At 62.7% G+C, this 11,660-nt stretch carries 14 protein-coding genes and 2 pseudogenes; 12 read left to right on the forward strand and 4 right to left on the reverse strand.

Translation table 11 applies throughout. The features are described 5' to 3' along the window. The first annotated feature begins 33 nt into the window (after positions 1 to 33). Positions 34 to 510 (forward strand): hypothetical protein, encoded by a 477-nt coding sequence (locus tag CK218_RS11040; protein ID WP_095827721.1) that lies wholly within the window; start codon positions 34 to 36, stop codon positions 508 to 510. On the opposite strand, the gene CK218_RS11045 is transcribed toward CK218_RS11040, so the two are convergent. Next, positions 502 to 2,376, reverse strand: coding sequence for a murein L,D-transpeptidase (locus tag CK218_RS11045; RefSeq protein ID WP_095827722.1), 1,875 nt, complete (start codon positions 2,374 to 2,376; stop codon positions 502 to 504). The two genes, CK218_RS11040 and CK218_RS11045, sit on opposite strands and share 9 nt — an antisense overlap. Positions 2,377 to 2,720: 344 nt before the next feature. Here CK218_RS11045 and CK218_RS11050 point away from each other — a divergent pair, with 344 nt between their 5' ends. Further along, complete coding sequence (locus CK218_RS11050; protein WP_066989852.1) at positions 2,721 to 3,122, forward strand: rhodanese-like domain-containing protein; 402 nt, start codon at positions 2,721 to 2,723, stop codon at positions 3,120 to 3,122. Positions 3,123 to 3,175: 53 nt separating this feature from the next. On the opposite strand, the gene CK218_RS11055 is transcribed toward CK218_RS11050, so the two are convergent. Beyond that, positions 3,176 to 4,084 carry an alpha/beta hydrolase gene (locus tag CK218_RS11055; RefSeq protein ID WP_095827723.1) on the reverse strand — a complete coding sequence of 303 codons (909 nt, stop codon included), beginning with the start codon at positions 4,082 to 4,084 and terminating at the stop codon, positions 3,176 to 3,178. Positions 4,085 to 4,131: 47 nt separating this feature from the next. On the opposite strand from CK218_RS11055, the gene CK218_RS11060 reads away from it, so the two are divergent. The 3 genes and pseudogenes from CK218_RS11060 (at position 4,132) to CK218_RS11070 (ending at position 5,195) form a co-directional block, all read left to right on the forward strand. Further along, positions 4,132 to 4,584: a MarR family transcriptional regulator gene (locus tag CK218_RS11060; protein WP_095777691.1), complete on the forward strand. Its 453-nt coding sequence runs from the start codon at positions 4,132 to 4,134 to the stop codon at positions 4,582 to 4,584. Between the two features lie 33 nt (positions 4,585 to 4,617). After that, a pseudogene (locus CK218_RS30925) lies at positions 4,618 to 4,851 on the forward strand (IS1 family transposase); the annotation flags it as partial. Next, entirely contained in the window at positions 4,848 to 5,195 is a 348-nt protein-coding gene (locus CK218_RS11070; protein ID WP_143749623.1) for a hypothetical protein, read from the forward strand. The pseudogene CK218_RS30925 and the gene CK218_RS11070, both read left to right, overlap by 4 nt. Positions 5,196 to 5,243: 48 nt before the next feature. Here CK218_RS11070 and CK218_RS11075 read toward each other — a convergent pair. Together CK218_RS11075 and CK218_RS11080 are read right to left on the reverse strand one after the other, a co-directional pair. Continuing rightward, positions 5,244 to 5,854 (reverse strand): annotated as a pseudogene (locus CK218_RS11075) (pyridoxamine 5'-phosphate oxidase family protein). Positions 5,855 to 5,936: 82 nt separating this feature from the next. After that, entirely contained in the window at positions 5,937 to 6,290 is a 354-nt protein-coding gene (locus CK218_RS11080) for a DUF971 domain-containing protein (RefSeq protein WP_095827726.1), read from the reverse strand. A 193-nt stretch (positions 6,291 to 6,483) separates the two neighbouring features. On the opposite strand from CK218_RS11080, the gene moaA reads away from it, so the two are divergent. The 7 genes from moaA (at position 6,484) to CK218_RS11115 (ending at position 11,618) form a co-directional block, all read left to right on the forward strand. Beyond that, positions 6,484 to 7,479, forward strand: coding sequence for a GTP 3',8-cyclase MoaA (moaA, locus tag CK218_RS11085; RefSeq protein WP_095825398.1), 996 nt, complete (start codon positions 6,484 to 6,486; stop codon positions 7,477 to 7,479). Positions 7,480 to 7,533: 54 nt separating this feature from the next. Beyond that, the gene (locus CK218_RS11090; RefSeq protein ID WP_095827727.1) at positions 7,534 to 8,028 is read left to right on the forward strand and encodes a hypothetical protein; all 495 of its coding nucleotides are present in this window, start codon (positions 7,534 to 7,536) and stop codon (positions 8,026 to 8,028) included. A gap of 113 nt (positions 8,029 to 8,141) precedes the next feature. Continuing rightward, positions 8,142 to 8,486, forward strand: coding sequence for a hypothetical protein (locus tag CK218_RS11095; protein WP_095827728.1), 345 nt, complete (start codon positions 8,142 to 8,144; stop codon positions 8,484 to 8,486). 122 nt (positions 8,487 to 8,608) lie between these two features. After that, positions 8,609 to 9,529, forward strand: coding sequence for a DMT family transporter (locus CK218_RS11100; protein WP_095780504.1), 921 nt, complete (start codon positions 8,609 to 8,611; stop codon positions 9,527 to 9,529). Positions 9,530 to 9,534: 5 nt separating this feature from the next. Next, positions 9,535 to 10,167, forward strand: coding sequence for a molybdenum cofactor guanylyltransferase MobA (gene mobA / locus CK218_RS11105; protein ID WP_095827729.1), 633 nt, complete (start codon positions 9,535 to 9,537; stop codon positions 10,165 to 10,167). Further along, entirely contained in the window at positions 10,164 to 10,679 is a 516-nt protein-coding gene (mobB, locus tag CK218_RS11110; protein ID WP_095827730.1) for a molybdopterin-guanine dinucleotide biosynthesis protein B, read from the forward strand. The genes mobA and mobB overlap by 4 nt, the downstream gene beginning before the upstream one ends. Before the next feature lie 153 nt (positions 10,680 to 10,832). Further along, positions 10,833 to 11,618 carry an ABC transporter substrate-binding protein gene (locus CK218_RS11115; RefSeq protein ID WP_066992755.1) on the forward strand — a complete coding sequence of 262 codons (786 nt, stop codon included), beginning with the start codon at positions 10,833 to 10,835 and terminating at the stop codon, positions 11,616 to 11,618. Positions 11,619 to 11,660 lie beyond the last annotated feature (42 nt).

Below are 11,660 nucleotides of genomic sequence, written 5' to 3' on the forward strand. Positions count from 1 at the left end.
GACTGCGCGCCATGATTGCGGGCACGGGGGTGCATGGCAATGGTTGGCTACGTTCTAAAGCGCATCCTGATGGTGCTCGCCGGCTATCTGGTCGCGGTGCTCGTCGGACTGGTCGCGTTGGTCGCGATCTATGCAGCGTTGAGCTCGCTGCCCAACGCCCCAAGCTATTTCGAGCTGATGCAGTTCACGCCCGTCGCCGTGCTGGTCGTGCCGCCGCTTGGCATGTTCGTCTATTTCCTGACGATTGTGGCGACCGGCATGCCGACTCTGATCTTTGCGCTTATTGCCGAGGTCTTCTCGTTGCGGAGCTTCTGGCTGCATATGCTGTCCGGCGGCGTGGTTGCGACCGCCGGTTTCATGCTGCTCTCTCGGGACGCGCCGCACGATCCGGAACGCTGGGCCGACCTTGGCATCATCGTCGCGGCCGGGCTGGTGGCCGGTTTCGTTTATTGGCTCATTGCCGGACGTGACGCCGGTGTCAGGCGCCCGCTCATCGAGCGCTTAGGTTGACGGTGCGCGCACCGCTTCGGTCGCATCCAGCGCCTGCATCAGCTTCGAATCGCGATCGTAGACGTCGTCGAAATATTCGACCTTGCCGGACATGTCCGGCCAAGCGGTGAAATAGGCGACATAGACCGGGATGACGCGCGTGACATTCTCGGTCGAATGACCGTGCTTCAGCTTCTCGGCGATGTCGTCGACCGACGTGCCGAGCACAGCGGCCGCCATGCCGCGCGGATCCTGCAGGCGGATGCAGCCATGGCTCAGCGCGCGCATGTCGCGCCCGAAGAACGACTTCTGCGGCGTGTCGTGCATGTAGATGGCGTGCTTGTTGGGGAAGAGGATCTTCAACTCGCCAAGCGCATTGGCCTCGCTCGGCTGCTGGCGCACGCTGAACGGGATTTTGGCACCGTAGGCGCCCCAGTCCACCGCCGCAGAGGGAACTCGCCTGCCGCTGGAATCCGTCACCTCATAGCCGGCGCGGTCCAGATAGCCCGGATCGCTGCGCAGCCTCGGCAGCATCTCGTTGACGATGATCGACTGCGGCACGCCCCAATAGGGGTGGAAGTCGACCTGCTTGATCTGGTTGTAGAAAAATGCGGTCTGGTTGGTGATCTTGCCGATGACCACGCGGGTCTTCAGCTTCTCCTCGCCATTGTCGATGTAGCTTGCGGTGAAGGCCGGCTGGTTAATGAAGACGCGCGGGCTGCCAAGATCGGAGGGGAGCCAGCGCAGCTCTTCAAGCGCCGCCATGACCTTCTCGACCTTGTCGGCCTTGGACGTTCCGGCGAGCGAGGCGACGGTGCGCGGGCCGATGACGCCGTCGCCCTTCATGCCGGCCCGCTTCTGCACCGCCTTGATCACCGGCACCAGGTCAGGATCGTAAAGCTCGCTCTTGCCGAGCCGGGCGAGGGTCTCGCCAAGGTCACCGCCCATCTCGTCATCGAGGTTGCGCGCGATCAACGTCAAAAGCTTGGGCAGTTCCGGGCTGCTTTCACCGGGCTTAAGAAGCAGCTTCGGATCGACGACGATGTCGTTCTCCTCGCTTGCCTGAAGAGACTCCAACTCGACGCGCAGCGCCTGATATTCAGGGTTCTGCGGGTGCCGCGATTCGAGATAGGTGCGCACCTCTTGCGTGTGCGCCAGCGTCTTCAGCACGCCTTCGAGGTCGAGCGGCTTGGCCGGAAAATCGTAATAGCCGGTCATGCGGTTCGGATCGACTCGGCCGCTCTGGGCGTCATGGGCGTAGCGCAGCACGCGCGCCGATAGCGCCATCTCGAAGCGAACCAGTTCCTTGGTCCGCGCTTCGGGCAAGTCGACATTCGTGGCCGCCGCCGGAACATCGACGGAGTAATCGGCAGGCGTCAGGCCGTAGCTCGCCGCTTCGCCAAGCACCCGCACGGCATCCTGCGCCCTGCTGTTGGGTGCATCCCCTGTCACCCAGATGAAATCCGGATTGGCCGAATAGTAGGCGATGAGCGCCTTGGCGATATCGGGCTCGGCAAAGAGTTCATAATCGCTCAGGCCTGCCAGCGCATCGCGGAACGCGCTTCCGCTCACGGAGGGCACAAAGGCAGCATCTTGCGCAGTCGCGGGCGGCGGGGCGGGCAGCAGCGACTTGAAGTCGACGCGCACAAGCTTGTCGGCCCTGTAGGTATTGTAGGTCGGGCTGCTGATCCTGACGCTACCGCCTGTGCCAGGCTGCACCTTGCGCGGCTTTGGCGGCGGCGGAAATTCTCCTTGGGAATTGTGCCGGATGCCGCCGCCGAACAGCATGTCGAACAGCCCCTGCGCGCTCGCCGGCTGCTGGCCGAAGGCAAGTGCCGCCGCGATCGCGATCGGCATGACGGCCTTTTTGTTCCCGAGGATTTTCATGCTTCACCCGCACCGGTTGCAACCGGTTTCCCGTTCCGCGCCGCTAGACGGTCCCGCCCTCCGCATGGCGGATGTAATGCGCGACTGTACCGATTCATACTGATTCCGTTAAGCTTCCATAAATTTTCGCGACCGTGTTGCAGAACAGTTTCACATCCGTGTGAGACACAATGCGGCAGGGCGGCTCCCGGTTTCAGAGGCCTCGGTAACAATCAGGCGTTGGCGCCATGCGGCCTGGGCCACCATGACCGGCCTTCCTGCCTGACAAACATCGGCCCGTGACAAACAGCGGTCTTTGTGATCGAAATTCCGGCGGGCGCGAGCCATGGCCTGGAGGATGCGCAGTGAAGAAGGGATATCGCGAACTTCTTGACGAGGCGAATGCCGAGATCGAGGTGGTTTCGCCTGAGGAAGCGGCCGGGCTGCTGGAGGATGACGGCACCATCTTCGTCGATTTGCGCGACCCCCGCGAGGTCGAGCGCGACGGCAAAATTCCCGGCGCCAAGCATGTAACGCGCGGTATGCTCGAATTCTGGATCGACCCCGAAAGCCCTTATCACAAGCCGTTCTTCGCCTCCGGCAAGACCTTCGTCTTCTTCTGCGCCGGCGGCTGGCGTTCGGCGCTGGCGACCAAGACGGCGCAGGACATGGGTCTCGCGCCGGTCAAACACATCCTTGGCGGCTACACAGCCTGGAAGGCTGCCGGCCTGCCGGTCGAGCCAGGGCAGAAGAAGAAGGCCGACTGAGCCATTCGCAACTACGGACGGAAGACGGCAGCAGGCCCCTCCCGCGTTAATTTTCAATGCAGCGCCGGTTGCCGTTCCTCGGCGACGAAGCCCACGGCGCGCGCGACCACATCCTTGTCGGCAAGGATGCGGCGGTGACCAAGCCCTTCGGCCCAATGCAGGCTCACATGATCGCCGGCTCCCGCATACCGTTTTGCGTGATCGGCATGGACTTCGCGGTCGTCCGGCGCATGGATGATCAGCGTCGGCACCGGAGCCTCGGCGAGCTGGCGGTCGCCCGTGAAATCGCTGAGCGGCCGTCCCGACAAATGCTTCACCCGATCCGCCATGGCGACCCGAGAGCGCGGCCCGACATTGAGCCGGTGGCTGAAATCGTCGAAGATCGCCGGCAGCGAGCTCGGCGCCGCGATCAGAACCAGTTTGTCGGCCGCAAGCGGCGGCATGCCTTTCACCGAAGCGGCAACCGCATTGGCGGCGACGGCGCCGCCAAAGGAATGGCCGACGGCGGCGGCAAACGGGCCGAACCATTCGCCTGCGACTCGCACGGCGTCGACCGCGGTCACCATATTGAGATGTCGCCCGAGCGAATGGCCGTGGCCCGGCAGGTCAAGCGAGACCACCTTGTAGCCGGCGTCGCGATACCCATCGATCAGAGTTCGCATGTATTCGGTGCGCGAGCGCCAGCCATGGATGACGAGCACGGTGCCGCGGGAGCCCCTGCCCGGCCCCGGCCGGAACTCATGCACCGCAACGCAATCCGCCTTCGTCTTCAGCCGGTGATGGCGCGCCTCGGCCATGAAGCCTGCAGCGCGCTCGACCGCGCGGCGCTCGCCATCGCTCAAGGCCTTGACGTTTGGCGTGCGACAGAACAATTCGAACGCGGCGCGGCCACTGAGACGCGGCGCGACATGCTCGGCCGCGCCGAAGACGCCTCGGATGACCTTCAATCCAAATGATGCCATAGTGTCGGTCCAACCATTCGTTCAAGCATGAACATAATAGTTCAAACATGAACATTAAGCAAGAGCTGCCCTGGGACAATCCGCGCTTTCGCAACTGGGTTGCGGTGGCGCGCGCCTGCCATGTGCTGGAGCGCACGCTGGCGGTGAAGCTGGCGCCGCTCGACCTCAAACCGGCGCAGCTCGACGTGCTGATGAACCTCTACCGTCATCCCGGGATGTCGCAGCACGACCTTGCCCGCAAGCTCTTGGTCGGCCGCTCGAACATCACGATGCTGTTGCCGCAACTGGAAGCCCGCGGCCTGCTGCGTCGTGAGGGCGACGAAAAGGACAAGCGGGTGCTGCGGTTGAACCTCACCGAAGCCGGCGAGGCCCTGCTGATGCGGGCGCTGAAAGTACATATGGCGCTCATCGAGAAGGCGATGAGCCAGTCGACGGCGGAGCAGTGCGACATGATCGGCGAGCAGATGCGCAAGATCGCCGATGTCCTGAAGGAGGCCTGATCACGGTAGTGGGTCAGTTTGAAAAATGCCAGAACGTCCCTTTCCGACGGGTTCTCAAAGAGGGTGGAAGCCCACGCCAACGCGGTCGCCTTGCGCTTGAGGTATTACAAGTTCATGCGCACCCATAAGACGCTGCGCGTCCCGCCGGCGATAGAAGCTGGGGTTACTGACAAGCTCTGGGAAATCGGCGATGTCGCGCTGATCGAGGCTAAAGAGGCGGAGAGCCCGGTGGTTCGCGGTCCCTACAAGAAGCGGAGGGAAATTTGAAATATGAATGGGCGGACAACCCTCATCTATTTATTCCAGTAACAGTCTGCGTGGTTGTGTTGGCACTGAGCTTCGCAGCTATGTTCATCTCACTCGCAAGCATAATTCTACGCACCGACTTCTATGGTTCAATTGATGAACAGAACCTTCCTTGGAGCGAGCGACTGGGAAAGCGGGACTCCAGGCTTCATGCTGAATTTTGGTCCCCCCGCTTCCAGACGGCGCGCCAGATAATTGCCTATGGCGCTATCGTGTTTTTCTGCGCCTTCGGTGTGGTAGCGCTTATTCTGACTGTCTTCGGTCATCCGTCCTGGCCGAAAATTCAAACTGACCCACTACCCTGATCTCTGATGCGTCTATGTTCAGGTCAAGCAGGCCTCACCTGGTACCCCTCACCACATCGTCTTTCTGGCCCGCTCCGGCCATTCCTTGTCATATGCGGCGCCATTGATATTCCTGCGGCTGGTGATCTCGAGGATCTGGCCGGGCGTCGGCAGCGACTTCGGGTCGACATGCTTTGCCGGGTTCCAGAGCTCCGAGCGCACGATGGCGCGTGCGCACTGGAAATAGACCGCGTCGACGGCGACGACGGTGACCGACCGTGCCGGCTTGCCATCGACCATGAAGGACGCGCAAAGCTCGGCATCGGCTGTGATATGGGCGCGGCCGTTGACGCGCAGCGTCGTGCCGGAGCCCGGCACAAGGAAGAGCAGCCCGACGCGCGGATCGCGAATAATGTTCTTCAGCGAATCGGCGCGGTTATTGCCGCGCCTGTCGGGCATCATCAGCGTTTTTTCGTCCAGGAGGCGCACGAAGCCGGCGAGATCGCCGCGCGGCGAGCAGTCCAGCCCCTCCGCCCGCAGGTCGCCAGCGCCACGAAAGGCGAGGCTTCGATGAAGGCTGCATACTGCGGGATCACATGGTCGAGCTCCTTGGCGACCGAGGCCTCGCCAGGCAGGCCGTAGAGGGCTTCGAGCTGTTCGACCGATGTGATGAGCGACATCCTTTCGCCTCCTGACCTTTTGCCGGCGCTACTTTATGTCCATGACGCTTTGACGACACCCAGTCGAAAGTCTTGGGCCAGGCTAGCGGTCGCGGCTGAGCCCCTTCTCGGCCAGCTCGGCGAGGTAGGCGTTCCAGCGCTCGTCTTTTTCATGCCCGAGCGTGTGAAGATAGTCCCAGGTGAAGATGCCGGTGTCGTGGAAATCGTCGAAGGTGATGCGCACCGCGTAATTGCCGACCGGCTCGATCTTAAGAATCGCGACATTGCGCTTGCCGGGCACAGTCACGCGCTGATCCGGCGAATGGCCCTGCACCTCGGCAGAAGGCGAGGCAACGCGCAAGAACTCCGCCGGCAGTTCGAACGGCTGATGCCCGGCAAAGGTCACGGTGAGCAGCTTGCGGTCCTTCGAGACCCTGAGTTCCTTCGGCGCCGTCATGTTTCTTCCTATATGCGTTGCGCCCTTCCCTACGCCGGTTCGCGCAGTGCGAAAAGGTGATAGAAGGCAGCCGACAGAGAATGTCGGTCGGGGAATGTTACCAAAGATCGAGAGCTTCTATCTTGAATGCGCGGTTGGATCGTATCACATAGCCGTATATAACGACGCTGCTCAGGCCACGGAAGCGCTTGCAATGGACATGATCGACCCTTTCGGTCGCACGATCAGCTATCTGCGCGTGTCGGTTACCGACCGCTGCGATTTCCGTTGCACCTATTGCATGGCCGAGGACATGACCTTCCTGCCCAAGAAGGATCTGCTCTCGCTCGAGGAGCTCGACCGGCTCTGCAGCGTCTTCATCGAAAAGGGCGTCAGGAAGCTGAGGCTGACCGGCGGCGAGCCGCTGGTGCGCAAGAACATCATGCACCTAGTTCGCCAGCTGTCGCGGCATCTTGAGAGCGGCGCGCTGGAAGAGCTGACGCTCACCACCAACGGCTCGCAGCTGTCGCGCTTTGCCGCCGAGCTCGCCGACTGCGGCGTGAAGCGCATCAATGTCTCGCTCGACACGCTCGATGCCGACAAATTCCGCCAGATCACCCGCTGGGGCAATCTCGGCAAGGTCATGGAAGGCATCGACGCCGCGCAAGCGGCGGGCCTGAAGGTCAAGCTCAATGCCGTGGCGCTGCGCGACTTCAACGACGCTGAGATACCGGAGATGCTGCGCTGGGCGCATGGTCGCGGCATGGATCTGACGGTCATCGAGACCATGCCGATGGGCGAGATCGACGCCGACCGCACGGACCAGTATCTGCCGCTGTCGCTGCTGCGCGCCTCGCTTGAGCGCCAGTTCACGCTGACCGACATTCCTTATAAGACCGGCGGTCCTGCCCGCTATGTCCAGGTCGCCGAGACCGGTGGTCGGCTCGGTTTCATCACCCCGATGACGCATAATTTCTGCGAAAGCTGCAACCGCGTCCGGCTGACTTGCACCGGCACGCTCTATATGTGCCTCGGCCAGGAGGACGCCGCCGACCTGAGAGCGCCGCTGCGCGCCTCCGAAGGCAATGAGCTGGTCGGTGAGGCCATAGACGAGGCGATCGGGCGCAAGCCGAAGGGCCATGATTTCGTCATCGACCGCCGCACCAGCCGACCTTCGGTATCGCGCCATATGAGCGTCACCGGCGGCTGATTTTTTCTCCGATTTGGTGCAGGATCACCCTCGGTCACGGACCTTGGGGGCATCATGAAGTGTGTTCATCTCGTCCAGGGCGCGCCTTTGGTGATCGCCTTCTCGTTGCTGACGATTGCGACGACAGCGGCAGTCGCAAAGCCGTTCACCTACGTCAATGCGCGCTTCGGCACGTCCTGCACCTTTCCCGACGAGATTTTCAGCGACCGCTTGCCCGAGCCAGAAAACGGCGATGGGCAGCAATGGAGCGCGCCCGACGGCGCCAGCCTGACCTGCTCGGGCATTTATAACATCGACAACGACACTCCGAAGGGCTTCGTCGCCGACGAAAAGGCAAACACCGGGCCGGGCTACAAGATCACTTACAGCAAGACCGGCAAGAATTGGGCGGTGGTTTCCGGCATCAAGGGCGACAAGGTCTTCTACGAACGGCGCCTGTTCGGAATGGATGGCGTCATCCGCACCGTCTGGATCGAGTATCCTTCCTCGCTTAAGGCGAAATACGATCCGCTGACCGGGGCGATCGCCGCCAGCCTGCGCGGCCCTTGAGCTGCGCTCGGCGCACTGGAAATAGACCATCCGCGCCGAGTTCCACCCGATTTACCACCGACGTGTTCCGGCCTAGCCTCATCAAGCGATTTTCGCATTCAGGGGGTATTCTCATGCGCAAATTCTTGGCTTCGCTTGCAATGCTCGGGCTTGCCTTAGCGCCTGCGGCCGCTCAGTCGATCGGTGGCACCTACACTGTCGCCGGCACCAATTTCGACGGATCGAAATATGGTGGCGAGGCAACCATCACGCTGACCAGCGACACAACCTGCACGATCCATTGGGAAACCGGCGGCTCGTCCTCCGACGGCATTTGCATGCGCAACGATGATGCCTTTTCCGCCGGCTACGTGATGGGCAAGGAAATCGGCCTCGTCGTCTACAAGGTGGAGAAGGACGGCTCGTTGCACGGGCTGTGGACCATCGCCGGCCAGAACGGCAACGGCACACCGAAATAATCGCTCAGGGATTGCAGCCGATATTGAGGGCCGCAGGAACCTCCTGTGGCCCATTTCTTTGACGTTGCTGTCTTGCCGCTGGCTGTTAGACGCTTGCGAGAGAACATAACCCGGAAGCGCCCTTGCCTCTTTCGCCAAATCTTCGCGGCGCACTGTTCATGGTCGTGGCCATGATCGGCTTCACCTTGAACGACGCGATCACCAAATTCTCATCCGAATCGATGAACATGGCGCAGGTAATGCTGGTGCGTGGCGCCTTCGCCTCGCTCTTCGTCGGTCTGCTCGCCTGGCGGCGCGGCGCGCTTGCTGATCCACGCGCCATGCTGCAGCCGATGGTCGCGCTGCGTGTCGCCGGCGAAGCCGGCGCGACCGTGTCGTTCCTGATCGCCCTTGCCCATTTGCCGATCGCCAACGTCTCCGCCGTTCTGCAGGCGCTGCCGCTGGCCGTGACGATGGGCGCCGCACTGTTCTTCGGCGAGGGCGTCGGCTGGCGCCGCTGGCTCGCCATTGCCGTCGGCTTTGCCGGCGTGCTGATCATCGTGCGGCCGGGCTTCGAGGGTTTCAGCGCCTATTCGTTGCTGGCGCTGGCGAGCGTCGGCTGCTGCGCGGTGCGCGATCTCGCCACCAAGCGCATCCCGCAAGCGATCCCGACCATGCTGGTATCGACCGCGACTGCGCTGGCCATGACGATCCTGGGTGCGCTGCTGCTCCCGCCGATGGGCGGCTGGACGCCCATGACCGCCAAGGCGACGGCGCTGCTGGCGCTGGCCGCCGTGCTCGTGCTCATCGGCTATCAGTTCATCATCATGGCGATGCGCTCGGGCGACATCTCCTTCATCGCGCCCTTCCGCTATACGGCGCTGCTGTGGTCGATAGTGCTCGGCCTCGTCATCTTCGGCGATATCCCCGACCTGCCGATGATCGTCGGCGCCGCGATCATCATCGGCTCCGGCCTCTACGCGCTCTACCGCGAGCGTGTCGTCGGCAGGCGCCAGCCTGCCGCCGAAAGCGCTGGACCCGACATGGCGCCGGACGGCATATAGTCCCGATGGACCGAAGCGTTGCAGGCATCATCCTGGCGGGAGGCCAGTCGCGCCGGATGGGCGGCGGCGACAAGACGCTGCTTTCGCTGGGCAAGGTCAGGCTGATCGAGCATGTCGCCGCGCGTCTCACACTGCAGGTCGCCACGCTGGCGCTCAACGCCAACGGCGATCCGGCACGGTTTGCTGGCACCAACCTTCCGGTGCTTGCCGATACGATAGAGGGCCATGCCGGCCCGCTCGCCGGCATCCTCACCGGCCTTGAATGGGCGGCAGCGGACACGGGCTACCGGTCGCTGGTCAGTGCGGCCGGCGACACGCCGTTCTTCCCTGGCGATCTCGTCGAGCGATTGGCCGTTGCCGCTCGGGCACGGCCGGGCGCGATCGCGGTCGCTAGTTCCGACGGCAGGTGGCACCCGACCTTCGCACTCTGGCCGCTCGGCCTGCGCGATGCCCTGCGCCATTTCCTGGTTGAGGAGGAAAATCGACGGGTCTCGGCCTTCATGGAGCGGCATGGTTTTGTCGAGGTGGAGTTTCCGATGCTCGAAGCCGGAGGCGAGCGGCTAGACCCGTTCTTCAACATCAACACGCCCGACGATCTTGCGGAGGCCGAGCGTCTGTTGCAAAGCCTTGAGCCATGAGACGCGTGTTCGGCATCACCGGCTGGAAGAACTCCGGCAAGACGACCCTGACCGAAAAGCTGGTCGCCGAGCTGGTGCGCCGCGGCTGGACGGTCTCGACGGTCAAGCATGCCCATCATGACTTCGACATCGACAAGCCCGGCACAGACAGTTTCCGCCACCGCCAGGCCGGCGCGATGGAGGTCGCGGTCGTCTCCGGACGGCGCTGGGCATTGATGCACGAACTGCGCAACGAGGACGAGCCGGCGCTGGACGACATCCTGGCGCGGCTGGCGCCCTCGGACATCGTGCTGGTCGAAGGCTACAAGCGCGAATCACACCAAAAGATCGAAGCGAGACGGCTGGAGGCCAAGGACCGGACGCCGCTTTCGATCAACGACCCGAACATCGTGGCTGTCGCCGCCGACTTTCCGGTCGAAGGCGAAAAGCTGCCGGTCTTCAACCTCGACGATACGAAATCGATAGCCGATTTTATCGAGCGCGCGACCGGTCTCGTCAGTCCAGGCAAGTAACGCAGCGGCACACGGCGGTTGCCGTTTGCTGTTGTTTTTGCAGTTGCTTTTTTCTTGCAAAGAGTGGGAGTATCCCGCGCAGCGGGCGGTCAAAAAGGCTCCGCCCACAAGAGCCGCACGGGACAGCGGCCATGACAATATGAGAGGATTATCATGCGTATTGCACTGCGTATCGCGCTTGCCGCTTCGGCCGCGCTGCTGACACTTGGCGTCGCCCAGGCTCAGGAAAAGACCCTGAGGATCGGCACCGAAGGCGCGTACCCGCCCTTCAACAACCTGACCTCGGACGGCCAGCTGGTCGGCTTCGACATCGACATCGCCAAGGCCCTCTGCGACGAAATGAAGGTGAAGTGCACCTTCGTCGCGCAGGATTGGGACGGCATCATCCCGGCGCTCCAGGCCGGCAAGTTCGACGCCATCGTCGCTTCCATGTCGATCACGCCAGAGCGCCAGGAAAAGGTCGACTTCACCCACAAATATTACAACACGCCGTCGGCGATCGCCGTGCCGAAGGACTCGCCGCTCAAGGGCGTGACCAAGGAAGACCTCGCCGGCAAGACGATCGGCGTCGCCACCACGACGACCCACTTCAACTATGCCTCGAAGACCTACACCGACAGCACTATCAAGGGCTATCCGAGCAGCCCCGAGGAACAGGCCGACCTCGCCAATGGCCGTCTCGACGCCATCGAGGACGACATCGTCGTGCTGCAGCAGTGGCTGGATTCGCCCGACGGCGCCTGCTGCAAGATCCTCGGCCAGCCCTCGCCGCAGCCGGTCGAGATTTTCGGACCGGGCGCCGGCATTGCCGTGCGTAAGGGCGAGACCGACCTGGTCAACAAGCTGAATTCCGCGATCGACGCTATCCGCAAGAATGGAAAGTACAAGGAAATCAACGACAAGTACTTCAAGTTCGACGTCTACGGCGCCGAGTCCTGATCATTTGCGCTCAGGGCGGTGAGGATCACCTCGCCGCCCTGC

Origin of the sequence: Mesorhizobium sp. WSM3879 (assembly GCF_002294915.1) — a bacterium.
Lineage (GTDB): Bacteria > Pseudomonadota > Alphaproteobacteria > Rhizobiales > Rhizobiaceae > Mesorhizobium.

What these genes read in the sequence shown, in the direction of transcription:
- CK218_RS11060 (WP_095777691.1), top strand. Translation starts at nt 4,132, where the DNA reads ATGAACATTAAGCAAGAGCTGCCCTGGGACAATCCGCGCTTTCGCAAC.
- CK218_RS11045 (WP_095827722.1), bottom strand. Translation starts at nt 2,376, where the DNA reads ATGAAAATCCTCGGGAACAAAAAGGCCGTCATGCCGATCGCGATCGCG.
- CK218_RS11055 (WP_095827723.1), bottom strand. Translation starts at nt 4,084, where the DNA reads ATGGCATCATTTGGATTGAAGGTCATCCGAGGCGTCTTCGGCGCGGCC.
- CK218_RS11040 (WP_095827721.1), top strand. Translation starts at nt 34, where the DNA reads ATGGCAATGGTTGGCTACGTTCTAAAGCGCATCCTGATGGTGCTCGCC.
- moaA (WP_095825398.1), top strand. Translation starts at nt 6,484, where the DNA reads ATGGACATGATCGACCCTTTCGGTCGCACGATCAGCTATCTGCGCGTG.
- mobB (WP_095827730.1), top strand. Translation starts at nt 10,164, where the DNA reads ATGAGACGCGTGTTCGGCATCACCGGCTGGAAGAACTCCGGCAAGACG.
- mobA (WP_095827729.1), top strand. Translation starts at nt 9,535, where the DNA reads ATGGACCGAAGCGTTGCAGGCATCATCCTGGCGGGAGGCCAGTCGCGC.
- CK218_RS11080 (WP_095827726.1), bottom strand. Translation starts at nt 6,290, where the DNA reads ATGACGGCGCCGAAGGAACTCAGGGTCTCGAAGGACCGCAAGCTGCTC.
- CK218_RS11115 (WP_066992755.1), top strand. Translation starts at nt 10,833, where the DNA reads ATGCGTATTGCACTGCGTATCGCGCTTGCCGCTTCGGCCGCGCTGCTG.
- CK218_RS11090 (WP_095827727.1), top strand. Translation starts at nt 7,534, where the DNA reads ATGAAGTGTGTTCATCTCGTCCAGGGCGCGCCTTTGGTGATCGCCTTC.
- CK218_RS11095 (WP_095827728.1), top strand. Translation starts at nt 8,142, where the DNA reads ATGCGCAAATTCTTGGCTTCGCTTGCAATGCTCGGGCTTGCCTTAGCG.